Genomic DNA, 22,724 nt, shown 5'->3' with positions numbered 1-22,724 from the left:
CCCTACTCCGCCGCGATCGCGTGGCCGGCGAAGTTCGCGCGGCGGCTGCGGTAGGTGTGGATGCGCTCTTCGATCTCATGACGGAAGTGCCGGATCAGGCCCTGAACGGGCCAGGCGGCGGCGTCGCCGAGGGCGCAGATGGTGTGGCCTTCGACCTGACCGGCCACGTCGAGCAGCAGGTCGATCTCGGACGGGTCGGCGTCGCCGATGGCCATGCGCTCCAGCACGCGCCACATCCAGCCGGTGCCTTCACGGCACGGCGTGCACTGGCCGCAGCTCTCGTGCTTGAAGAAGTAGCTGATGCGGGCGATCGCCTTCACGATGTCGGTGGACTCGTCCATGACGGTCACGCCGGCCGTACCCAGCGACGAACGCATTTCGCGCATGGAGTCGAAGTCCATCAGCGCGACTTCAGCCTGCTCGCGCGTGATGACCGGGCAGGACGCGCCGCCCGGAATGATGGCTTTCAGGTTGCCCCAACCGCCGCGCACGCCGCCGCCGTGATCCTCGATCAACTGGCGCAGCGGGATCGACATGGCCTCTTCGACCACGCAGGGCGTGTTCACGTGACCCGACAGGGACATCAGCTTGGTGCCGGTGTTGTTCGGGCGACCGAAGCCGGCGAACCAGTCTGCGCCACGGCGCAGGATGGTGCCGACCACGGCGATCGATTCCACGTTGTTCACGGTCGTCGGGCAGCCGTACAGACCGGCGCCCGCCGGGAACGGCGGCTTCAGGCGCGGCTGGCCCTTCTTGCCTTCCAGGCTTTCCAGCAGGGCCGTCTCTTCGCCGCAGATATAGGCGCCGGCGCCGTGGTGGATATAGACGTCGAAGTCCCAGCCGTGGACGTTGTTCTTGCCGATCAGCTTGGCCTCATAGGCCTGCTTGACGGCGGCTTCCATGCGCTCGCGCTCAAGGATGTATTCGCCGCGCAGGTAGATGTAGCAGGCGTGGGCCTGCATCGCGAAGGAGGCGATCATCGCGCCTTCGATCAGCAGTTGCGGATCATGACGCATGATCTCGCGGTCTTTACACGTCGCGGGCTCGGACTCATCGGCGTTGATGACCAGGTAGTGAGGGCGATCCTTCACTTCCTTGGGCATGAAGGACCACTTCAGGCCGGTCGAGAAACCGGCGCCGCCGCGTCCGCGCAGGCCCGAGTTCTTGACGTTGGTGATGATCCAGTCGCGGCCAAGGTCCAGCATGTCCTTGGTGGCGTTCCACGCGCCGCGCTGCTTCGCCCCCTCAAGGCCCCAGTCCTGGAGACCGTAGAGGTTGGTGAAGATCCGATCCTTGTCTTGGAGGATGCCGACCATGATCCCTTAAAGTCCTTCCGCCATGCGGCGCTTGTGGTGGCGGGTGCGCTGGAAGACGGCGTAGATCACCAGCACCCATCCGACGGCCAACAGGCCATAGGCCGCCACCGCGGCGTTTTCAGTCAGGCCGAAACGGCCTTCGCGCGCGAATATCACCAGAGCGGCCGCGACCACGATACAGGCCAGCCCCGCCCAGCGCGGACGCCAGCCGACGCGACGTAGCTCGGCCCGATAGGCCGCCCTGCCCGTTTCTGTTTCGAGGTCCGGCCGCGCCATCAGGCCGGAGCCTTTTCAGCGACAGGCTCCGAGTTCGGCAGCTTCTTGATCTTCTTGGCGGCCGAGCCGTCGTACAGCGACGGATCGGTCAGCGTCCGCGCGCCGCCTTCAGGCTCCGACGTGTGACGGCCGACATAGCTGCCCGCCTTCGGCGTCTTGCCGGCGGCGAAGTCGTCGATGATCTGCGCCATGTTCTCGGGCGTCAGGTCTTCGTAATAGAGGTCGTTGATCTGGGCCACCGGCGCGTTCGAGCAGGCGCCGATGCACTCGATCTCCTGCCAGGTGAAGCGGCCGTCGGCGGACAACTCGTCCTTGGGGCCGATCTTCTCGCGGCAGACGCGCATCAGGTCGTTGGAGCCACGCAGCATGCACTGCGTCGTGCCGCACACCTGGATCAGGGCGGCCGTACCGACCGGCGTCAGCTGGAACATGGTGTAGAAGGTCGCGACCTCCAGCACCCGGATATAGGCCATGCCCAACAGCTCGCCGACAGCGCGCAGCGAGGGCTCGGACACCCAGCCTTCCTGCTTCTGGACCAGCCACAGCACCGGGATCACCGCCGACTGGCGACGCGATTCCGGGTATTTCTTGATCCACCACTGAGCCTTGTCCATCGTCTCTTTCGAGAACTCGAAAGAGGCGGGTTGCTCCTTGGCCAGACGACGAACGCTCATCGGTCCACTTCTCCGAACACCATGTCGAGCGAGCCGAGGATGGCGGACACGTCCGCCAGCATGTGGCCGCGGTTCATCCAGTCCATCGCCTGCAGGTGACGGAAGCCGGGCGCCGACAGCTTGACGCGGTAGGGTTTGTTGGTGCCGTCCGACACCAGATAGACGCCGAACTCGCCCTTGGGCGCTTCGACGGCCGCATAGACCTCGCCTTCCGGGGTGCGGAAGCCTTCGGTGTAGAGCTTGAAGTGGTGGATCAGCGCTTCCATCGAACGCTTCATCTCACCGCGACGCGGCGGAGCAATCTTGTGGTCCTCGGTCAGGACCGGCTCGCCGGGGGAGTTGCGCAGCTTGTGGATGCACTGCTCCATGATGCGGACCGACTGACGCATCTCTTCGACGCGGACCAGGTAGCGGTCCCAGCAGTCGCCGTTCTTGCCGACGACGATGTCGAACTCCATGTCGGCGTAGCAGTCGTACGGCTGGGCCTTGCGAAGATCCCAGGCGATGTCCGAGCCGCGCAGCATGACGCCCGAGAAGCCCCAGGCCATGGCGTTTTCCTTGGACACCACGCCGATGTCGACGTTCCGCTGCTTGAAGATGCGGTTCTCGGTGACCAGGCTTTCGATGTCCGCCAGCTTGGCCGGGAACTCGGCGCACCAACGGCCGATGTCGTCGATCAGCTCGGGCGTCAGATCCTGGTGGACGCCGCCCGGACGGAAGTAGTTGGCGTGCAAGCGCGCACCGCAAGCCCGCTCGTAGAACACCATCAGCTTCTCGCGCTCTTCGTGGCCCCACAGCGGCGGGGTCAGGGCGCCCACGTCCATGGCCTGCATGGTCGCGTTCAGAAGGTGGTTCAGGATACGGCCCATCTCCGAGTACAGAACCCGGATCAGCTGGCCGCGATACGGCACGTCCAGACCCAGCAACCGCTCGATGGCGAGGCAGAAGGCGTGCTCCTGGTTCATCGGCGAGACGTAGTCCAGCCGGTCCAGGTAGGGGATGTTCTGGAGGTAGGTGCGCGCCTCCATCAGCTTCTCGGTGCCGCGGTGCAGCAGGCCGATGTGCGGATCAACGCGCGTGACCAGTTCGCCGTCCAGCTCCAGCACCAGACGCAGCACGCCGTGCGCGGCCGGGTGCTGCGGGCCGAAATTGATGGTGAACTTGCGGTCGTCCATCGCCCGCGCGTGCGGGGTCAGGCCGTCTTCATAGTCCTCGAACGGGTCGATGGCGGCGCCGAGCGGCGCGGGCATGTTCTTGACGTCGGCCATTACTGCGCTCCCGCCTTTTCATCGCCCGGCAGGACGGTCGGATAGTCGGCGCCTTCCCACGGAGACAGGAAGTCGAAGTTGCGGAATTCCTGCGTCAGTTTCACCGGCTCATAGACCACGCGCTTCTGCACTTCGTCGTAGCGCACCTCGACGTAGCCCGTCATCGGGAAGTCCTTGCGCAGCGGGTGCCCCTGGAAGCCGTAGTCGGTCAGGATACGGCGCATGTCCGGGTGATCCGAGAAGATCATGCCGTACATGTCGAAGGCTTCACGCTCGAACCAGCCGGCCGACGGATAGACCGACGACACGCTGGGGACCGGCTTGACCTCATCGGTCGACACCTTGACGCGAACACGCGCGGCGCGCGTCAGCGACAGCAGGTGATAGACGACCTCGAACCGCTCGGCGCGGTCGGGATAGTCGGCGCCGCAGACGTCCATGCACTGCTGGAAGCCGAACTGATCGCGCAGGGCCGTCATGACCTCGACGATCTTCTCGCGCGGGGCGATCAGGGTCAGCTCGCCATAGGCCACCACGGCCTCGACGCCCAGCGCCGCGACCATTTCCGTGCCCAAAGGCGTCAGGGCGGATTCGCGCTCCGCAACGCGCACCAGTTCGCTCATCGCTCGATGGTCCCCGTGCGGCGGATCTTCTTCTGCAGCTGCAGGATGCCGTACAGCAGGGCCTCGGCGGTCGGCGGGCAGCCCGGAACGTAAACGTCCACCGGCACCACGCGATCGCAGCCGCGCACGACGCTGTAGCTGTAGTGATAGTAGCCGCCGCCGTTGGCGCAGCTGCCCATCGAGATGACGTAGCGCGGGTCCGGCATCTGGTCGTAGACCTTGCGCAGGGCCGGAGCCATCTTGTTGGTCAGCGTCCCGGCGACGATCATCAGGTCCGACTGGCGCGGCGAACCGCGCGGCGCGGTGCCGAAACGCTCTAGGTCGAAGCGCGGCATCGACAGGTGGATCATCTCGACGGCGCAGCAGGCCAGACCGAACGACATCCACATCAGCGAGCCCGTACGGGCCCAGGTGATGACGTCATCCAGCGAGGTCGTCAGGAAGCCGCGCTCGCCCAGCTCCGTATTGACGGACTCGAAGAACTTGTCGTGGATCTTGGGATCATAGCCCTCGACGGTCGAACGCGAAGCCGAGCCCGCGGGGACCAGAGGACTGGAGGGGGCGATCACTGCCATTCCAGGGCTCCCTTCTTCCATTCGTAGATGAAGCCGACCGTCAGGACGCCCAGGAAGACCATCATCGACCAGAAGGCGAAGACCATGCCGCCGTGCGACAGGTCGAACATCGACACCGCCCACGGGAACAGGAAGGCGATTTCCAGGTCGAAGATGATGAAGAGGATCGACACCAGATAGAAGCGCACGTCGAACTTCATGCGCGCGTCGTCAAAGGCGTTGAAGCCGCACTCATAAGCCGAGAGCTTCTCGGTATCGGGGTTCTTGGGGGCCAGCACCCAGGCCGCCAGCATGAAGCCGGCGCCGAGCACGATGGCGATGCCCAGGAAAACGACGATCGGAAGATATTCTAGAAGAAATTCGTTCATTCGAGCTGCCTCGCCCGCCGGGAGGTAGGGGGCGGATTCGGGGCTTCTTAGACCCAACCTCGCCAGGGTTCAAACCCATGTCGGCAAAGGTTTTTTATTGCGAACGGTTCGCAGATTTTTGGGCGATTTGCCGCAGGCCGCGCGATTGCCTCTTATGCCGTTGATCCGCGAAATGCGTCACCGCCTCCAACATAGCCGAGAGCTTGCGTATGAACCTGGCCGCCCGCCTGCTGAACTCCATCGAACGCATCGGCAATCGGCTGCCAGATCCTGTCTTCCTATTCCTATGGCTGATCCTTGGCCTTGTGGCCCTCAGTCTGGTCGGCGCAGGGCTGGGCTGGTCGGCGGTCAACCCGGTGACGGGAGAGGTGCTGCAGGCGCAGAGCCTACTTTCCCCCGCCAACCTCGAACGGCTGTTCATCGGCATGCCGCGCACCCTGGCCGACTTCCCGCCGCTGGGGATCGTCATCACCATCATCTACGGCGCCTCGGTAGCCGAACGGACGGGCCTGTTCTCGACGGCCATCCGCGGCGCCCTGCTGAATGCGCCGCGCTTCATCCTGACGCCGATCGTGGTGGTGACGGGCATGGTGTCCCACCACGCCTCGGACGCCTCCTATGTCGTGGTGATTCCGCTGGCGGCCGTGATCTTCGCCGCGGCGGGCCGTCACCCCCTGGCCGGCCTGGCCGCCGGCTTCGCCGCTGTCTCAGGCGGCTATGCGGGCAATCTGTTCCCCGGCGCCAGCGACGCCCTGATCCTGGGCATCACCGAGCCCGCCGCCCACCTGATCGACCCCTCCTACGCCGTCAGCATCGCGGGCAACTGGTTCTTCATCGTCGGAGTGGTGATCGTCTTCACCCCCATCGTCTGGTTCCTGACCGACCGGGTGATCGAGCCGCGCCTGGGCCCCTGGGTACCGCATAACGCCGCCCCGATCGCCGCCGAGGAGAAGACGCCCCTCACAGCCGCCGAAAAGCGCGGCCTGGCCTGGGCGGGCCTGACCATCCTGGCCATGATCGCCGTCTGGGCGACCGTGACCTTCCTGCCCGGCTCGCCCTTCGTCGACGCCGACGCCGAACCGGCGCAACGCTACAACCCGCTGTATCGCTCTCTGGTCGCCTTCTTCGCCCTGACCTTCTTCATGGCGGGCGCGGCCTTCGGCGCAGGCTCCGGCTCGATCAAGACCCACCACGACCTGGTCCGCATGATGCGCGAGGGGATAAGCCAACTGGCCCCCTATATCGTCCTGGCCTTCTTCGCCGCCCACTTCGTCGCCATGTTCAACTGGTCGGGGCTGGGGCCGATCCTGGCGGTCAACGCCGCCGCCTCCCTGCGTGAACTGGCCCTGCCGACGCCGCTGCTGCTGATCGTGGTGGTGCTGGTGTCCTGCGTCTTCGACCTGTTCATCGGCTCGGCCTCGGCCAAGTGGTCGGCGCTCGCCCCCATCGTCGTGCCCATGTTCATGCTGCTGGGCATCAGCCCCGAGATGACGACCGCCGCCTATCGCATGGGCGATTCCGTCACCAACATCGCCACGCCGCTGATGAGCTACTTCCCGCTGATCCTGACCTTCGCCCAGCGTTGGGATCCCAGGTTCGGCTTGGGCTCGCTGATGGCGACCATGCTGCCCTACGCCGGAGCCTTCCTGGTCGCCGGTCTGATCATGGTGGCGACCTGGGTGGCTCTGGACCTGCCGCTGGGGCCGGGCGTGGGCGTGCACTATGAACCGCCGCCGCCCGCCACGGCGTCGCAACTACCTGCGGACGGCGGGATCGCCGGTCCCACAGCCCCGCCGCAAGCCGCCGCTACGCCCCCGGCAAGATGATTTGATTTATCCACAGCCGCGTCGCTTGACGTGCGACGCGGCCCCGCCTAAACGACGCCCCTCGCCGGGGCGCACAGTCGCTTCGGATGGGAACGCGGGTGTAGCTCAGTTGGTTAGAGTGCCGGCCTGTCACGCCGGAGGTCGCGGGTTCGAGCCCCGTCACTCGCGCCACTCCTCTCAGGGATCTGAGGGAGTGGCGCGCCGCCCTCCCCTCTCTCTTCCATGAAATCGAGATTGATCGCAGACGCCGCTTTCGCGCGTCTGTTCCGCCGTGTCCGGCCTTAAGCCCTCGGGACAAGCCCGAGGGCGATTCACAGGACGGCTAGTTGATCGGCAGCGCCTCTTGCGGCGTCACGAACTCCGCCTTTCCGGTCAGTTCGCCGTAGAGCATGGTCAGATCCTCGAACACCCGGCTCCAGGCGAACTGTTCCACCGCCTTGACCCGCGCCGCCTGACCCAGAGCCTCCACGTCACGCGCGAACAGGGCCTCGATCGCCTCGGCGTAATCGATTGGATCGGCCGAGGCGGCCAGTTGGCCCACACTCTCGTCCACCGTCTCGGCCACCCCGCCCGCGTTGACGCCCACCACGGCCCGGCCGCAGGCCATGGCCTCCAGCACGATCAGGCCGAACGGCTCCTTGTCGTTGGCGTGCACGAAGGCGTCGCAGCTGGCGATGATGCGGGCCACGGCGCGCGGATCCTTCTCATACGGCAGGGAGATGACCCGATCCTCGGGCGGCATCCCCGCCCCCGCGCCGACCAGCACCAGATGATAGGGCGCGCCCAGACGCTGCACCGCGTCGATCAGGACGCCGACGTTCTTTTCCTTGGCCGGACGCCCGGCGAAGCACAGCAGGCGGGCGTCGGCGCCCAGACCCAGCTTCTTCAACAGCCAGTCGCGATCCCGACGATCCGGATGGAAGGTGTCGACCTCGACGCCGAGCGGACGAATCACAATGCCGCCCACGCCCGCCTCTTCCAGGCGCTGGGCGATGAATCGGCTGGGCGAGACGACTCGATCGAATTGCGAGAACAGCTTGGCCCAACGCTTTTCGACCGGCTTCTTGGCCCATTCACCGAAATGCAGCGCCGCCAGCGCCGCTGGGTCCGAGTGGCAAAAGCCGACGACGGGGCAGCCGACCCTCTGGCCCGCCTCCAGCGCGCCCTGGCCCGGCGTATAGGGATCGCCCGCCTCGATCAGCGTGGGGTTGAGCGACGACACCCAGGCGCCCCAGCGGCGCACCGAACTGGGCCAGCGATAGCCGTCGCCGAACGGCAGCTTAGCGGCCTGCAACCGGACGATTCCGTCCAAGCTTGCCTTGTAGCCCGCCCCGGGCACCACCAGGCTGTGCGCCACATCCGGACGATGGTCCGCGAGCCAGGCCTTCTTGGACAACAGATAACGTTTCACCCCGCCCGAACGGGGCGCAAACAGCATGGTGGTGTCCACCAATCTCGGCCGCTCCCCAGCCGCAGAAGCCTTCAGCGCCCGGAGAGTCGCCGCCACTTCGTCGTCCAGGCCAGGAAACAGGCGCAGTTCGCTTTCCTGAACGTCGATGGGGCTGGCGCTCATGCCGGAAACCTTTTCGTTGAACTTCTTCACGCTAACGCCAAGGCTCCGACTTTGGATGCGGAACGTTGGAAATCAGCGCCCTGCAGATTTTCCGCCCTACATTCGTCGCCGAGAACGCTCAAGTGAGAAGCACGAAAGGTCCAGCTTTCACTGGCGTGAAACCCGTGTTTTCATCTGGCGTTCAGCTTCGTCCCCCTACGCCAGGCCTTGCATTCGCCCCAAATTCAAGAAACTTGGGGCGTGCGGGTGCGGACCCTGTTAGGAGGGGCGCCTCAATCCTTGCGCGTGCGACCACGAGGGGTTTCCTACGAATGCGTATTCTGCTCGCGACCGCTGTAGCGATCGCTCCCCTGATGGTTGCGGCCGGCGCTCAGGCCGAACAGGTCATCTCGAACGGCCGCACCACGCCGATCAGCACATCCACCGCCAACAATGGCGCGCGCGACGACGTGCGGATCGCCAACGGCGGCTCGATCACGGTAACGTCTGGTGCGGCGGTGACGCTGGATTCGAGCAACAGCGTCGATCTCGACGCCGGCTCCAAGATCGACATGCTGAAAGCCGCCGACGGCGCCACGGGCGTGCTGGTCAACGGCGGCAACACCGGCAACGTCACCATCGGCGGCGCCATCAACATCACTGACTCGATCGAGGAATATAAGGACGACGACAAGGACGGCGACCTGGATGGTCCCTTTGCGGATGGAACTGGTCGCTACGGCGTGCGAGTCGCCGGTTCGTCGCCGCTCGTCGGCAACATCACGATCGAGAATTCCGGTTCCATCCGGGTCGAGGGCAACAACTCCTACGGCCTGTCCGTTGAAGCGCCCCTCACCGGCAACATCATAAGCCAGGGCCAGATCACGGCCATCGGCAACAATACCTATGGCGTGCGAACCACGGGGGACGTCAGCGGCGATGTAACCTTGCTGGGCGCGGTCAGTGCTGTCGGTGAGAATGCGACCGGCGTAGCTATCGACGGAGCCGTCGGCGGCGGGGTCAAGATTCAAGGCGCCGTAACCGCTACCGGCTATCGCTATACCGTCCCGCCGCCTTCGAAACCGGCGACAGGCGAGCCGCGTGAAGGCCAGACCTATCTCGAAAACCTCGACGCGGACGACCTGCTGCAGGGCGGTCCCGCCGTGCGTATCGCAGGCGATGTAGGCAAGGGCGTCGTCTTCGACACCGCACCTTCGTATGGCTCCGGCGGCATCGATGGCGATGACGACGGCGACGGCGTCAAGAACGGTGATGAGGACGACGACGGCGACGGCAAAAAGAATCGCGAAGACACCGACCGTGACGGCGACGGCATTCTGGACGCCCAGGAAACGACGGCCAGCATCCGCTCCTTCGGCGGCGCGGCCGCCGTCCTCGTAGGATCCACGGACAGCGCCATCACCCTCGGCGAAGTCGGCACGGGCAATTCCGCCTATGGCCTCATCAACCGAGGCGCCATCGAGGCGTCGGGGGTCTATAAGGACGTGGACGCCAAGGCCGTGCAGATCGGCGGCACGGGGCAAGCCGTGAACATCGCCGGCGGCTTCCGCAACGAAGGAACTATCGGCTCGTCCGCCCTGTCAGCCAACAGCAGCACAGTGCTTGTCGGCAGCGGCGCGTCGCTTCCCACGATCATCAACACGGGCGCCATTCAGAGCGCCGTCACCAGTTCCGACGCAGACACCGCTACAGGCGTTCTGATTCAAAGCGGCGCCAATGTCGCTTCGCTCTCGAATTCGGGCACCCTCGCCGTCGGCGTTAACGGCTCCAAAGGCAACGCCGTGGCGATCCGCGACGAGTCGGGCACGCTGTCGTCGATCAACAACACCGGTCGGATCGTCGCCGCCATCACGCCCGAAAAGGATGTCGAGCGTACCGGCTCCGCCATCGCTGTAGACGTCAGCGCCAACATGACCGGCGTCAACCTTGTGCAGGACGGGACAGTAATCCCGGACCACAAACTGCCTGACGCAGACAAGGACGGTGTTCCGGACGCCAACGAACCAGCCATCATCGGCGACATCCGCCTCGGCTCAGGCGCAGACGTGCTGGACATCCGCAACGGTACGATCAACGGCGACATCTCCTTCGGTACGGGCGCCGACCGCCTGTCGATCAGCGGCGGCGCCGTCGTGACTGGCAAGCTGTCCAACGGCGACGGCCAGTTGGACATTGATATCTCCAAGGGCACGCTCGACGCCCGCCACACGGGCCAACTTCAAGTCAGCGACCTGAACGTCGGCGCTGACGGCAATCTGATCGTGACCTTGGATCCCGCCAACCAGGCTTCTGGCGGCTTCAAGGTCAGCGGCTCGGCCGATCTGGCCGACGGCGCCGGTCTCGGCGTGCGGTTCAACTCTCTGATCCAGGATCCGACCTCCTTCACCATTATCGAGGCCGGCGACCTGAACGTCGGCGACATCGACCAGGCCGCCTTGCAGTCCAACTCGCCCTACGCCTTCGTCGTCAGCGCGAACGTCGATGAGGCTGCAGGAAAGCTGACCGTCGATGCGCGCAAGCGCACGGCCGAAGAGGCTGGCATGATCAAGGCCGAAGCATCGGCCTATGACGTTCTGTACGCTGGCCTGGCTGACAATGAAGTCATCCGCGCCGCCATGCTGAACCAGACGGACCGCGACGGCTTCTTCAACATCTACCAGCAATTGCTGCCCGAACATTCGGGCGGCCCGCTGCTGTCCCTGGCCAGCGGCGTGGACGCCGTGACCCGCGCCCTGACCGGCCGTAACGCCGCCGCCGCGCCGGGCGAGACCAGCGCCTGGGTGCAGGAGATCAACTTCTACGCCGACAAGGACAAGACCGACACCTACGGCTTCCGTTCGGAAGGCTTCGGCCTCGCGGGCGGCGTCGAGCGCGGCACCAACATGGGCGCTTTCGGTCTGACGGCGGCCTTCACCTCGTCGGATCTGGAAGACCCGGAATCGGCGGCTGAGGAAGTGCTGTCAGCCAATCTGCTGGAACTCGGTCTCTACTGGCGCGCCCAGGGTCAGTACTGGACCACATGGGCCCGTGCCGCCGGCGGTTACGCTTCCTTCAGCGCCACGCGCAAGCTGGTCGCCGACGGCGTCAACCTGAAGAACGAATCCGACTGGAACGGCTTCACCCTCGCCGCAGCCGGGGGCGCCTCGTACGAACGCCACTTCGGCCGGGTGAACGTCCGTCCCGAAGTCTATGTCGAGTATTTCTCGCTGAGCGAAGACGCTCGCACCGAAGAAGGCGGCGGCGACGGTTTCGACCTGAAGATCGACGAGCGCGACGGCCATCTGTTCTCGGGCGTGGCCGCCGTCAACATCGGCTACGGATTCGGCAAAGACGGCTGGATTCGTCCGGAGCTGCGCGTCGGCTGGCGCCAGAACTTCTCTGTCGATGCAGGCAAGACCATCGCCCGCTTCGCCTCAGGCGGCGACTCCTTCACCCTGGATCCCGCCAGCATCGAGGGCGGCGGCCCGATCCTAGGCTTCCGTCTGAATGTCGGCAACGACCTGGGCATGCTGGCCATCACCGGCGACGCCGAGCTGTTGGAAGACTACGTCCGCTACACCCTGTTGCTGCGGGCCAGCTTCAAGTTCTGACTTTTCTTCGGAACCCGAATGAAAATGGGCCGCCGGATTCGTTCCGGCGGCCCTTTCCATGTCTTGTGGCGCACTCGGGCCTTTCTATGATCCCTCTCAACCAGAGGGGGTTTCAAATGAACAAGTTCGCCTGGGCGGCCTGCGCCCTGATCCTCAGCGCCCACGCGCCCGCGATGGCGCAAACCACCGCCCAAACGGCCGCCGCGCCCAGCCTGCCGACCGCCGACCGCGGCCTGTTCACCGCGCAAGATCTGTTCGGCATGGAGGTCGCCTCCGACGCCCAGATCAGCCCGGACGGGGGGCAGATCGCCTATGTCCGCCAGACGGCCGACATCATGACCGACCGGATGCGCCCGACCATCTGGTTGATCGACGTGAAAACCGGCCGCCATTCGCCCCTGATCGCCTCGGCCGGGTCGCACCGCCAGCCGCGCTGGTCGCCGGATGGTACGCGCCTGTCCTACATCTCCAGCGCCGAGGGCGGCGCGCCGCAGTTGTTCGTGCGCTGGATGGCGTCGGGCGAATCGGTCCGCGTCACCAACCTGCCCAACACCCCGTCCAGCGTCAGCTGGTCGCCCAACGGCGAGCAGTTGGCCTATTCCGTCCTGGTCCCCGGCGAGAAGCCCAAGATCGGATCGCCCCTGGCCAAGCCCGAGGGCGCCCAGTGGGCGCCGCCGCTGGAGATCATCGACAGCGTCTCCTACCGCTCCGACGGCCAGGGCTATCTGAAGCCCGGCTTCCGCCACGTCTTCGTCGTCGGGTCGCAGGGCGGCGGTGCGCGCCAACTGACGCACGGCGACTTCCACCACGGCGGCGGCCTGTCCTGGTCGGCCGATTCCCGCACCCTCTACCTCAGCGCCAACCGTCGCCCCGACTGGCAGCGCGAAGCCGCCGACAGCGAAGTCTTCGCCCTGGATGTCCAGACCGGCGGCCTGACCGCCCTGACCAGCCGCGCCGGGCCGGACAACGCCCCCGTCGCCTCGCCCGACGGCCGCCGCATCGCCTACCTGGGCTATGACGACAAGCGGATGGGCTATCACAACACCCGCCTCCATGTGATGGACGCCGACGGCTCGAACAGCCGCGTCCTGACCGAAAGCCTCGATCGCTCGGTCCAGTCTCCGGTGTGGAGCCGCGACGGCCGCTCGGTCTACGTCGCCTATGACGATCAGGGCCGCACCAAGGTCGCCCGCGTGTCGCTGGACGGCGCCGTCACAACCCTGATCGAGGATCTGACCGGCGACGACTTCGGCCGCCCCTATACCGGCGGCGGCTTCACCGTGGCCGACGACGGCGCCATCGCCTATACGCGCGGCGACTCCAGCCGCCCGGCCGACGTTCACGTCCTGAAAGGCGGCCGCAGCACCCAGCTGACCCGCCTGAACGCCGACTTCCTCAGCGCCCGCCGCCTGGGCGAGGTGCGCCGCATCCAGGTCGCCTCCTCCCACGATCAACGCGCGGTCGAAAGCTGGCTGACTCTCCCGGCCGACTATGTCGAGGGCCAGCGCTATCCCCTGGTGCTGGAGATCCACGGCGGCCCGTTCGCCGCCTACGGCCCGCACTTCGCCACCGACAACCAGTTGTTCGCCGCCGCGGGCTATGCCGTGCTGTCGGTCAACCCGCGCGGTTCGACCTCCTATGGGGACGAGTTCGCCAACCTGATCCACCACAACTATCCGTCGAACGACTATGACGACCTGATCAGCAGCGTCGACGCCATTATCGCTCAGGGGATCGCTGACCCGAACAAGCTGTTCGTCACCGGCGGCTCGGGCGGCGGCGTGCTGACCAGCTGGATCGTCGGCAAGACCGACCGCTTCAAGGCGGCCGTCGTCCAGAAGCCGGTCATCGACTGGGCCAGCTTCGTGCTGACGGCCGACAACCCGGCCTTCTTCGCCCGCTACTGGTTCGGCGAATATCCGTGGGAGAACCCGGAGGCCTACTGGCGCCGGTCGCCGCTGTCGCTGGTCGGCAACGTCAAGACCCCCACCATGGTCGTCGTCGGCGACGAGGACTATCGCACACCCGTCAGCGAGTCGGAGCAGTACTACACCGCCCTGCAGCTGCGCGGCGTGCCCACAGCCCTGGTGAAGATCCCCGGCGTCGGCCACAGCTTGGCCGTCCGCCCGTCCCAGAACGCCGCCCGCATGAACGCCTTGATCGAATGGTTCGCGCGCTACAAGGACGGCGCCCCGGCCGCTCCGGCGCAATAAGACCCGGCCCCGCGCCCGTCATGCGGCGGGCGCGGGGGTTCAGCGTGGCGTTAGTTGACTTTTAACCAGAACACTTACAGAACATCATCAACGGTTCACGCCTTGTTCTGGATTCTGCGCCATGCTCACGAAGAAACAGCACGAACTCCTGATGTTCATTCATGAGCGCATCCGGGAGACGGGCGTTTCGCCATCCTTCGACGAGATGAAGGAGGCGCTGGACCTGGCGTCCAAGTCGGGCATCCACCGCCTGATCACGGCGCTGGAGGAACGCGGCTTCATCCGCCGCCTCGCCCACCGCGCCCGCGCGCTGGAGGTGGTGAAGCTGCCGGAACAGGCGACGACCGCCGCCCCGGCCAATGGCCGCGCGCCCTTCAAGCCCGACGTGATCCAGGGCGGCGGCCTGAACCCGCGCCCCGCCGTCGCCGAGGCCGCCAACGACGTGCGCGACCTACCGCTGCTGGGCAAGATCGCCGCCGGCACTCCCATCGCCGCCATCCAGCACGAGCGCGAGCGCCTGCCCGTCCCCGAAGCCATGCTGGGCGCGGGCGAGCACTACCTGCTCGAGATCGAAGGCGACTCCATGATCGAGGCCGGCATCCTCGACGGCGACACAGTCATCATCAAACGGGTGGAGAACGCCTCTTCCGGCGAGATCGTCGTCGCCCTGGTCGAAGGCGAGGAAGCCACGCTGAAGCGCCTGCGCAAGAAGGGCCAGTCCATTGCCCTCGAGCCCGCGAACAGCGCCTATGAGACCCGCATCTTCGGCCCCGATCAGGTCGAGGTTCAAGGCAAGCTGGTCGGCCTGCTGCGCCGCTATCACTGAGGCCCTCCCCCATCCCGCTCATCCCGGCCGACGCCGGGATCCAGTGCCTTGGCTTCAAGCGGGTCGTCTGGAAGTTTGCCTGTCCTCTGGCCTCATCTGGCCAGCGATAGCGCGTGTATCCCGGCGTCCGCCGGGATGAGCGGTTAGGAGTGAGCCCCGCTCCACGGCCGCCGTCCCCGCACCTCCGCCGCCCACAGGGCGCGCCAGCCGCCCGCCCCATCGCGCCACAGCTCCACCGAACCGCCGCGCGCATGATCCGCGCCGTCCAGCACCAGCCGCCCCTCGCATGACGACGGCAGGACCGCGACCACGGCCCGCACGCTGACCACCTCGGCGCTGCGGCACATCTGATCCATCTGCGTCTCGCTAGGCGGCGCCTTGCCCCACCACAGCGCCAGCGCGCCTTCCTCGCCCTCCGGCGCGCAGAAGGACCGCTTGCAGGTCCACCCTTCGCCCGGCCGCCCGACCGCCTCCAGCCCCCGTCGGCGGGACCACAGATCACTGGCGAACTGGCGCACCGCAGGCCGCATCACGACCGCCTGCTCTCCCTGCCGATACGCCGCATTCGCCCCGCCGTCGCCGATCCAGACATCCGGCGGCGCCGGGCGCGGCCAGATCACCACCGCTGCCGCGAACGGCAGGCCCAGCCAGCGCCACCGTCCGCGCCACAGGCACATGAACAGTATGCCCATGAAAGCGACCGGCAGCGCCGCCGCCGGGGCGCTGGCGATCGCCTGAACCGCGCCGGGCAGACCCGCCGCCCAATGGCCGATCGCCAGCATGACATCCACCGACTTGCCCGCCAGCCACAGGAAGGGCGCGCCCAGGCCCAGCGGCTCCAACGCCGCGCCCAGCGCAAGCGCGGGCATCATGACGAAATCCGCCAACGGCGCCGTCGCCAGATTGGCGATCAGCCCATAGACGGCGGTGCGGTTGAAATGCTGCATGGCGAACGGTCCCGTCGCCATGCCCGCCACCAGGCTGGCGGCGCATGCCGCCAGCAGCCAACTGCCGAACCGCTGCACGGCGACGATGGGCCAGGGTGCGGCGAACTCTCGGATGCGGCGCGGCCAGACCTCGACCAGGGCGACCAGGGCCGCCGTCGCCGCGAACGACATCTGGAAGCCCGGCGTCACCACGGCCTCGGGCCGCAGCAACAGCACGACGAAGGCCGCCGCCGCCAGCGCCCGCATCGTCACCGCCTGCCGGTCGGCCAATACGGCCAGAAAGGCGATGGAGGCCGTGACCGCCGCCCGCTCGGCCGGCGGCGGCGACCCCGAGATCACCAAGTACGTCCCGACCGCGATCAGGCCTGCGATCGCCGCAACCTTCTTGCCCGAGACGCGCAACGCCAGCCACGGCCAGGCCGCGACCAGCAGACGCACGGCGAAGAAGACGAAGCCCCCCACGACCGCCATGTGCAGGCCCGAGATCGACAGGATGTGCGCCAGTCCCGAATCCCGCATGGCGTCCAGGTCCGGGCTCTGGATCCAGGTCTCGTGCCCCGTGGTCATGGCCGCCGCCACCCCGCCGGTCCGCTCGCCCAGGCGCGCCACGATCCGCTCGGCCAGGGCGTAGCGCACGGCGTTGACCTTCATCGCCATCCGCACCCGCCAGGGCGGCGGCGTCAGATCGGCGGCGCGCGTCGGCCCCAGGGCGAACAGCGTCCCGCCCATGCCCTGAAAATAGGCGTTGCGGCCGAAGTCATAGGCGCCGGGGCTGGCCGGCGGCGGCGGCGGGTTCAGAATGCCGAAGACGCGGATCGCCGCGCCGGGCGGCGGCGGCGTCCCCTTCACCGTGACCCGCAATCGCTCGGGCGTCGCCTCAGGCGCCAGTCCGCGCACCCGCACCGGCGCCACGACGACGCGGGCGCCGTTCTGGCCCGGCGAGTCCACGTCCGTAACCCAGCCCTCGAGCTGCGTAGGCTTCATGTCGACGGGTGCGATCGGCGCCGCCACGGCTACAGCCCTCAACTTGGCGACCGCCATGCCGCCGCAGAAACAGGCCAGCATCAGCAGAGCTAAAGTCCCCCAACGCGGCAGCCCTCGCACGCGTCCGACGATCCAGGCGCCCAGCAACACGACGGCGGCCGCCGCCAGCGGCCACGTCTCCGGTTCATCCTTCAGCGTGAAATAGGCGGCGCACCCTGCACCGAAACAGACGGACGACCACAGGGGCCAGCGATCCGCCTGCGCCCGCACGTCATGGCGAAGACTGTCAAATAACCGGGCCATAAGGGTTCGCTTCCCCACGGGCGGGCGTATAAGACCCTGCCCTATGGACCCTGCCTCTATGACCTCCCCTTCCTCGACCGTCGTCACCCGCTTCGCCCCCTCGCCCACAGGCTACCTGCATATCGGCGGGGCGAGAACTGCGTTATTCAACTGGCTGTACGCCAAGGGGCGCGGCGGCAAATTCCTGATCCGCATCGAGGACACCGACCGCGAACGTTCGACCGACGAAGCGGTGAAGGCCATCTTCGACGGTCTGTCCTGGCTCGAACTGTTCGGCGACGAAGAACCGGTCTTCCAGTTCGCTCGCGCCGACCGTCACCGCGATGTGGTCAATGAACTGCTGGCGACCGGCCACGCCTATCGCGACTTCCTGACCGCCGACGAGACGACGGCCCTGCGCGACCAGGCCAAGGCCGAGGGCCGCGACTTCGTCTCGCCCTGGCGCGACCGGGAGCCGAGCGTCGACGATTTGGCCAAGCCGCACACGGTGCGCTTCCGCCGCCCGCTGGATCAGGCCGTCGCGGTCGATGACGCCGTGCAGGGAACCGTGCGCTGGGACTCGGCGTCGCTGGACGACCTGGTCATCCTGCGCTCGGACGGGGCGCCGACCTATAACCTGGCCGTGGTGGTGGACGACCACGACATGGGCGTGACCCACGTCATCCGCGGCGACGATCACCTGAACAACGCCGCCCGTCAGAGCCTGATCTACGACGCCTTGGGCTGGACGCGGCCGACCTTCGCCCACATCCCCCTGATCCACGGCCCGGACGGCGCCAAGCTGTCCAAGCGCCACGGCGCCCAGGCGGTGCACGAATACGCCGACATGGGCTATCTGCCCGAGGCCATGCGCAACTATCTGGCCCGCCTGGGCTGGGCGCACGGCGACGATGAACTGTTCAGCGACGAGCAGGCGCTGGCCTGGTTCGACCTGACCGGCGTCAACAAGGCCCCCGCCCGCCTGGACTTCGACAAGCTGGCCCACGTCAACGCCCACTGGCTGCGTCTGGCGGACGACGATCGCCTGGCCAAGCTGACCCTGGACGCCCATCTGGCGCGCGGCCGCACGTTGCAGCCGGACGACGAGGAACGGCTTCTTCGCGCCATGCCCTTCGTCAAGGATCGCGCCAAGACCATCCCCGAACTGGCCGATCAGACGGCATTCGTGTTGCAGGTGCGTCCGCTCGCCTTAAACGAGAAATCGGCCGGTTTGCTGCAAGGCGAAGGCGGGCAGCATATTTCACGACTGCGTGAACGACTGGGTCTTTTCCAGAGCTGGGACGTCTTTGCTCTGGAAGCCGAGCTTAAGGTCTTCGCTGAAGAGGAAGGCGTAGGTTTCGGAAAAATCGGACCTTCCATGCGCGCCGCCTTGACGGGCGGCTCGACGTCGCCAGATATCGCACGCACTCTCTGCGCGCTCGGGCGCGACGAAAGTCTCGGACGCTTGGATGATGCGCTGCAACAGACTAAGTGATCACCCATAACCAACTCAGGCCGTCCGCCTCCCCGCGCGCCGGTCGAAAGAAGAACAAGGGGCCTAGATGACTGAACAAGCGAAACCCGCCGGCTCGGCGACCCTGTCCTATCAGGACAAGTCCATTGAGCTTCCCGTCCTCTCCGGCTCGACCGGCCCGGACGTCATCGACATCCGCAAGCTGTACGGCGGCACCGGCGCCTTCACCTTCGATCCCGGCTTCACCTCCACGGCGGCCTGCGAATCGGGCCTGACCTATATCGACGGCGATGAAGGCGTGCTGCTGCACCGCGGCTACCCCATCGACCAGTTGGCCTCCAAGTCCAACTTCCTGGAAGTCTGCCACCTGCTGCTGCACGGCGAACTGCCGAACGCCGCCCAGTTCGAAGAGTTCGAGCAGAGCGTCACGCGCCACACCATGCTGCACGCCCAGTTCGACCGCTTCTTCGAAGGCTTCCGCCGCGACGCACACCCGATGGCGATCATGGTCGGCACCGTCGGCGCCCTGTCGGCCTTCTATCACGACAGCCTGGACATCCATGATCCGGTCCAGCGCAACATCTCGGCCATCCGCCTGATCGCCAAGATGCCGACGATCGCGGCCCGTGCGTACAAGTACCATATCGGCCAGCCGTTCATCTCGCCGCGCAACGACCTGTCGTACGCCGAGAACTTCCTGCGCATGTGCTTCGCCGTGCCGGCCGAGGACTATCACGTCGATCCGGCCCTGGTGCGCGCCATGGACCGAATCTTCATCCTGCACGCCGACCACGAGCAGAACGCCTCGACCTCGACCGTCCGCCTGGCCGGCTCGTCGGGCGCCAACCCCTTCGCCTGTATCGCCGCCGGCATCGCCTGCCTGTGGGGCCCGTCGCACGGCGGCGCCAACGAAGAGGCGCTGAACATGCTGAAGGAAATCGGCACCCCGGACCGCATTCCTGAATTCATTCAGGGTGTTAAGGACAAGCGCTACAAGCTGATGGGCTTCGGCCACCGCGTGTACAAGAACTACGACCCGCGCGCGAAGGTCATGCAGCAGTCGGCCTATGAAGTGCTGGCCGCCACGGGCCGCGAGAACGACCCGCTGTTCCAGGTCGCCAAGGAGCTGGAAGCCGTCGCCCTGAAGGACGAGTACTTCACCTCGCGCAAGCTGTTCCCGAACGTCGACTTCTATTCGGGCATCACCCTGTCGGCCATGGGCTTCCCGACCACCATGTTCACCGTGCTGTTCGCCCTGGCGCGCACCGTGGGCTGGATCGCCCAGTGGCAGGAAATGATGGCCGATCCGTCGCAGAAGATCGGCCGCCCGCGTCAGCTGTACACCGGCCCGACCGAACGCGACTACGTGCCGCTGGCCCAACGCGGCTAAGACCGCGCACAGCGCGAAATGCAGAAACGCCGGGGCGCAAGCTCCGGCGTTTTTTCTTGACCGAATTGGAGGCTGAGTGCTGGCGATTGCCTCCCCCTCATCTCGACGTCCACCGGGATGAGCGGGACTGAAAGTGTGCGGCCGACACATAGCGTGAACTCAGCTTTTTTCTTTGGCGTCCAGACGCGTCGTTTCCTGTTCCGTCAGAGGTCGTCTCATCCAAGCGAACACGGCAGAACGAGTTCGAAAGCGGCTCCTTTTGAGGCGGACTTCAACACCAGGTCCGCATGATTGGCTCGTAGAAGCGAACGGGCGATCGACAGTCCCAGACCTGCGCCGCCTTCGCTTCGGCGGGTCGTGAAAAAAGGCTCGAAGATACGCCCGGCGTCCCCCTCGGCCACGCCGGGTCCGTCGTCCGCTACCCGCAGGCAGACCTGTTCGTCCTCGACACGAGCGGTAATCGCGACCTCGCCCGCCCCGACCTGGCGGCTGTTCTCCAGCAGAATCGTCAAGGCCATCTCCAGACTGGCCTCGGGTACGGCGACACGGGGCAAGTCGTCCGGAAGATCAATGACGATCCTCAAACGGTTTCGAAGAGCATCCGCGATCCTAGCCGCCGCCAGCCGAACATCCACCGCCGCCCCCGCTTCTGGCTTCGCCATGTCGGCCCGCGCCAGGTCCAGCAATCGCGTCACTAGGTCCGACAGACGCCGCGCATCAGCGTCGATGTTGTCGAGGAAGCGTCGGCGCTGCTCCGCCTCCATGTCGTCGCCGTGGTCCTGAAGCAGTTCGACGGCGCCCTGGATGCCTGTCAGCGGCGTTTTGAATTCATGACTGACGGCGGCGGCGAAGTCGCGCAGATAGCGTGAGCGACGATCGACTGCCTCAGCCATACGGCCGAAGTCCTGATAGAGGTCGCGAATCTCGACCGCCGCCGTCGCGGGCGGAGGCGGCACCGCCCCCCCGCCATGCGTCACGTCCCGGGCGACGCGACGCAGCGCCTCGATCGGTCGCGCGATGCCGCGCGAGACCACGACCGCCAGCACGCTGAGCAAGCCGAGGACCGCGATGACCCCGAACAGAATCTTGCCTCGGTCCTGATAAATCCCCTTGAACAAGGCGCGCGGCGATCGCGAAGCCAGAACCACGCCTTCAACCCGACCATTCACCACCACCGGCCGCGCGTGATGGATACGCAGTCCCGAAGCTCGACTGAGCCATTCCATCTGATATCGCGGCAGATAGGCGTCGTTACGACGCAACACGGTCGCTGAGGCGCCGGAAAGGGCGGTCCTCACCTCGGGTAGATCGCCCCATGATCCGCCTCGCCCCAGTCCTCTCACCACGACGCCGTTTCGGTCCAGAAGCGCGACGGAAGCCAGGGTGATCCGGCTGGTCTCCTCCATAATCGGCGCCATGTGCGCCGCGGCGACCACCGCCGCTTGATCCGGGGGTCCAAGGGCGCGACGAACGGATGGACGTGGCGGCAGGACCGGATCGGAACGCAGGTCGATGTCCGCTGGTTCGGGTCGGTAATACCCCGGCTCCGACCGCTGGACCTCTGTCGAGGCGACGTTAAGGGCGCCCGGCCACAACGCCTCGGCCGCGGCAGACAGGGCGGCGGTCTGCGCGATCAGTTCAGCCTCCGTCTGGCGGACCAGGGTATTCTCATAGACGCGCAGGAAGATCGCACTGATCCCCGGCAGGACCGCCGCAAAGAACAGCACCGACAGCAGGATGGTGCGCAGGCGCATGGCCGGCCAATGCTCACGAACGAACGTTCGAACTCGCCGGACAACGTCGCCGATCACGCCGAACCGCCGCGACAGGGCCCCATCTGATAGCCTACTCCCGCACGCGTCTCGATCACGTCAGCGGCGCCTAGCGCGGCGAACTTGGCGCGCAGGTTGCGGACGTGGCTGTCAATGGTCCGGTCCGTCAAGGCGAAGCCCGGCCCGTGAATGCGATCAATGATGGCGTCGCGCGTGAAGACCATCCGCGGCGCCGAAGCCAGCATCTTGACGATGCCGAACTCGGTCAGAGTCAGCGAGACCTCCAGATCATCCCAACGCGTACGCCAGCCGTCCGTATCCAGCGACAGACGTCCGATCCGCACCCCGCCGGGCGGAGGCGGAGGCGGCGAGAGGTTCACCCGTCTCAGAATGGCGGCGACGCGAGCGACCACCTCCCTTGGACTGAACGGCTTGACCACATAGTCATCGGCGCCCAGCTCAATACCCAGGATGCGGTCGATCTCGTCGTCGCGCGACGACAGGAAGAGAACAGGAAGCGGTCCTTGCGCGCGAATACGGCGGCAAACCTCGATCCCGTCCATACGCGGCATGTTGATGTCGAGGATCACCAGGTCCGGCGACCGTTCTGCTATGGCGGCCAGCGCCGCCTCTCCATCTCCGGCCTCACGCGTGGCCAGCCCCGCCTTGCCGAGGGCGAAAGTCAGAAGGTCGCGGATATGCGGGTCGTCGTCAACGACCAGAACTGTGCGCTGCATAATGGCCATG

At 66.4% G+C, this 22,724-nt stretch carries 17 protein-coding genes and 1 tRNA gene; 7 read left to right on the top strand and 11 right to left on the bottom strand.

What is annotated here, in order from left to right; genetic code table 11:
* Window positions 1-2: 2 nt before the first annotated feature.
* Genes nuoF through AC3A3G_RS04240 form a run of 7 tightly spaced genes read right to left on the bottom strand, consistent with a single transcriptional unit; the run spans window position 3 to window position 5,100 of the window.
* Window positions 3-1,316, bottom strand: a complete 1,314-nt coding sequence (nuoF, locus tag AC3A3G_RS04270) for an NADH-quinone oxidoreductase subunit NuoF (RefSeq protein ID WP_125900143.1) — start codon at window positions 1,314-1,316, stop codon at window positions 3-5.
* 6 nt (window positions 1,317-1,322) lie between these two features.
* Window positions 1,323-1,592 carry a DUF3611 family protein gene (locus AC3A3G_RS04265; RefSeq protein WP_200165441.1) on the bottom strand — a complete coding sequence of 90 codons (270 nt, stop codon included), beginning with the start codon at window positions 1,590-1,592 and terminating at the stop codon, window positions 1,323-1,325.
* Window positions 1,592-2,266 (bottom strand): NADH-quinone oxidoreductase subunit NuoE, encoded by a 675-nt coding sequence (gene nuoE / locus AC3A3G_RS04260; protein WP_200165443.1) that lies wholly within the window; start codon window positions 2,264-2,266, stop codon window positions 1,592-1,594. The genes AC3A3G_RS04265 and nuoE overlap by 1 nt, the downstream gene beginning before the upstream one ends.
* Complete coding sequence (locus tag AC3A3G_RS04255) at window positions 2,263-3,516, bottom strand: NADH-quinone oxidoreductase subunit D (protein ID WP_411914332.1); 1,254 nt, start codon at window positions 3,514-3,516, stop codon at window positions 2,263-2,265. Before AC3A3G_RS04255 ends, nuoE begins: the two co-directional genes overlap by 4 nt.
* Window positions 3,517-3,533: 17 nt before the next feature.
* Window positions 3,534-4,157, bottom strand: coding sequence for an NADH-quinone oxidoreductase subunit C (locus tag AC3A3G_RS04250; RefSeq protein ID WP_200165445.1), 624 nt, complete (start codon window positions 4,155-4,157; stop codon window positions 3,534-3,536).
* The gene (locus tag AC3A3G_RS04245; protein WP_200215727.1) at window positions 4,154-4,753 is read right to left on the bottom strand and encodes a NuoB/complex I 20 kDa subunit family protein; all 600 of its coding nucleotides are present in this window, start codon (window positions 4,751-4,753) and stop codon (window positions 4,154-4,156) included. Before AC3A3G_RS04245 ends, AC3A3G_RS04250 begins: the two co-directional genes overlap by 4 nt.
* Window positions 4,723-5,100, bottom strand: coding sequence for an NADH-quinone oxidoreductase subunit A (locus AC3A3G_RS04240; protein WP_003164585.1), 378 nt, complete (start codon window positions 5,098-5,100; stop codon window positions 4,723-4,725). Before AC3A3G_RS04240 ends, AC3A3G_RS04245 begins: the two co-directional genes overlap by 31 nt.
* 209 nt (window positions 5,101-5,309) lie before the next feature.
* On the opposite strand from AC3A3G_RS04240, the gene AC3A3G_RS04235 reads away from it, so the two are divergent.
* Together AC3A3G_RS04235 and AC3A3G_RS04230 are read left to right on the top strand one after the other, a co-directional pair.
* The gene (locus AC3A3G_RS04235; protein ID WP_200215729.1) at window positions 5,310-6,926 is read left to right on the top strand and encodes an AbgT family transporter; all 1,617 of its coding nucleotides are present in this window, start codon (window positions 5,310-5,312) and stop codon (window positions 6,924-6,926) included.
* 94 nt (window positions 6,927-7,020) lie between these two features.
* Window positions 7,021-7,097 (top strand) — tRNA-Asp (locus tag AC3A3G_RS04230).
* 151 nt (window positions 7,098-7,248) lie between these two features.
* Here AC3A3G_RS04230 and AC3A3G_RS04225 read toward each other — a convergent pair.
* Window positions 7,249-8,499: a glycosyltransferase gene (locus AC3A3G_RS04225; RefSeq protein ID WP_200215760.1), complete on the bottom strand. Its 1,251-nt coding sequence runs from the start codon at window positions 8,497-8,499 to the stop codon at window positions 7,249-7,251.
* A 311-nt stretch (window positions 8,500-8,810) separates the two neighbouring features.
* On the opposite strand from AC3A3G_RS04225, the gene AC3A3G_RS04220 reads away from it, so the two are divergent.
* The 3 genes from AC3A3G_RS04220 (at window position 8,811) to lexA (ending at window position 15,128) form a co-directional block, all read left to right on the top strand.
* Entirely contained in the window at window positions 8,811-12,089 is a 3,279-nt protein-coding gene (locus AC3A3G_RS04220) for an autotransporter outer membrane beta-barrel domain-containing protein (protein WP_200165449.1), read from the top strand.
* Window positions 12,090-12,205: 116 nt separating this feature from the next.
* On the top strand, window positions 12,206-14,302 hold the full coding sequence (locus AC3A3G_RS04215) for a S9 family peptidase (RefSeq protein ID WP_487487629.1): 2,097 nt from the start codon (window positions 12,206-12,208) through the stop codon (window positions 14,300-14,302).
* A gap of 121 nt (window positions 14,303-14,423) precedes the next feature.
* A complete protein-coding gene (gene lexA, locus AC3A3G_RS04210) occupies window positions 14,424-15,128 on the top strand; it encodes a transcriptional repressor LexA (RefSeq protein WP_200165453.1) in 705 nt (234 codons plus the stop codon).
* A 143-nt stretch (window positions 15,129-15,271) separates the two neighbouring features.
* Here lexA and AC3A3G_RS04205 read toward each other — a convergent pair whose 3' ends face one another.
* Window positions 15,272-17,362 carry a ComEC/Rec2 family competence protein gene (locus tag AC3A3G_RS04205; RefSeq protein ID WP_200215737.1) on the bottom strand — a complete coding sequence of 697 codons (2,091 nt, stop codon included), beginning with the start codon at window positions 17,360-17,362 and terminating at the stop codon, window positions 15,272-15,274.
* 58 nt (window positions 17,363-17,420) lie between these two features.
* Between AC3A3G_RS04205 and gltX the strand changes: the two genes are divergently transcribed.
* Window positions 17,421-18,836, top strand: a complete 1,416-nt coding sequence (gene gltX / locus AC3A3G_RS04200; RefSeq protein ID WP_200165457.1) for a glutamate--tRNA ligase — start codon at window positions 17,421-17,423, stop codon at window positions 18,834-18,836.
* Between the two features lie 67 nt (window positions 18,837-18,903).
* On the top strand, window positions 18,904-20,205 hold the full coding sequence (gltA, locus tag AC3A3G_RS04195) for a citrate synthase (RefSeq protein ID WP_200165459.1): 1,302 nt from the start codon (window positions 18,904-18,906) through the stop codon (window positions 20,203-20,205).
* Window positions 20,206-20,420: 215 nt separating this feature from the next.
* On the opposite strand, the gene AC3A3G_RS04190 is transcribed toward gltA, so the two are convergent.
* Both AC3A3G_RS04190 and AC3A3G_RS04185 read right to left on the bottom strand, forming a co-directional pair.
* Window positions 20,421-21,959: a sensor histidine kinase gene (locus AC3A3G_RS04190; RefSeq protein WP_200215739.1), complete on the bottom strand. Its 1,539-nt coding sequence runs from the start codon at window positions 21,957-21,959 to the stop codon at window positions 20,421-20,423.
* Window positions 21,960-22,012: 53 nt separating this feature from the next.
* Window positions 22,013-22,723: a response regulator transcription factor gene (locus tag AC3A3G_RS04185; RefSeq protein WP_200165463.1), complete on the bottom strand. Its 711-nt coding sequence runs from the start codon at window positions 22,721-22,723 to the stop codon at window positions 22,013-22,015.
* Window position 22,724 lies beyond the last annotated feature (1 nt).

This window comes from Brevundimonas sp. Soil_N_31 (assembly GCF_057655995.1).
This window is presented reverse-complemented; position numbering and strand designations above follow the sequence as displayed.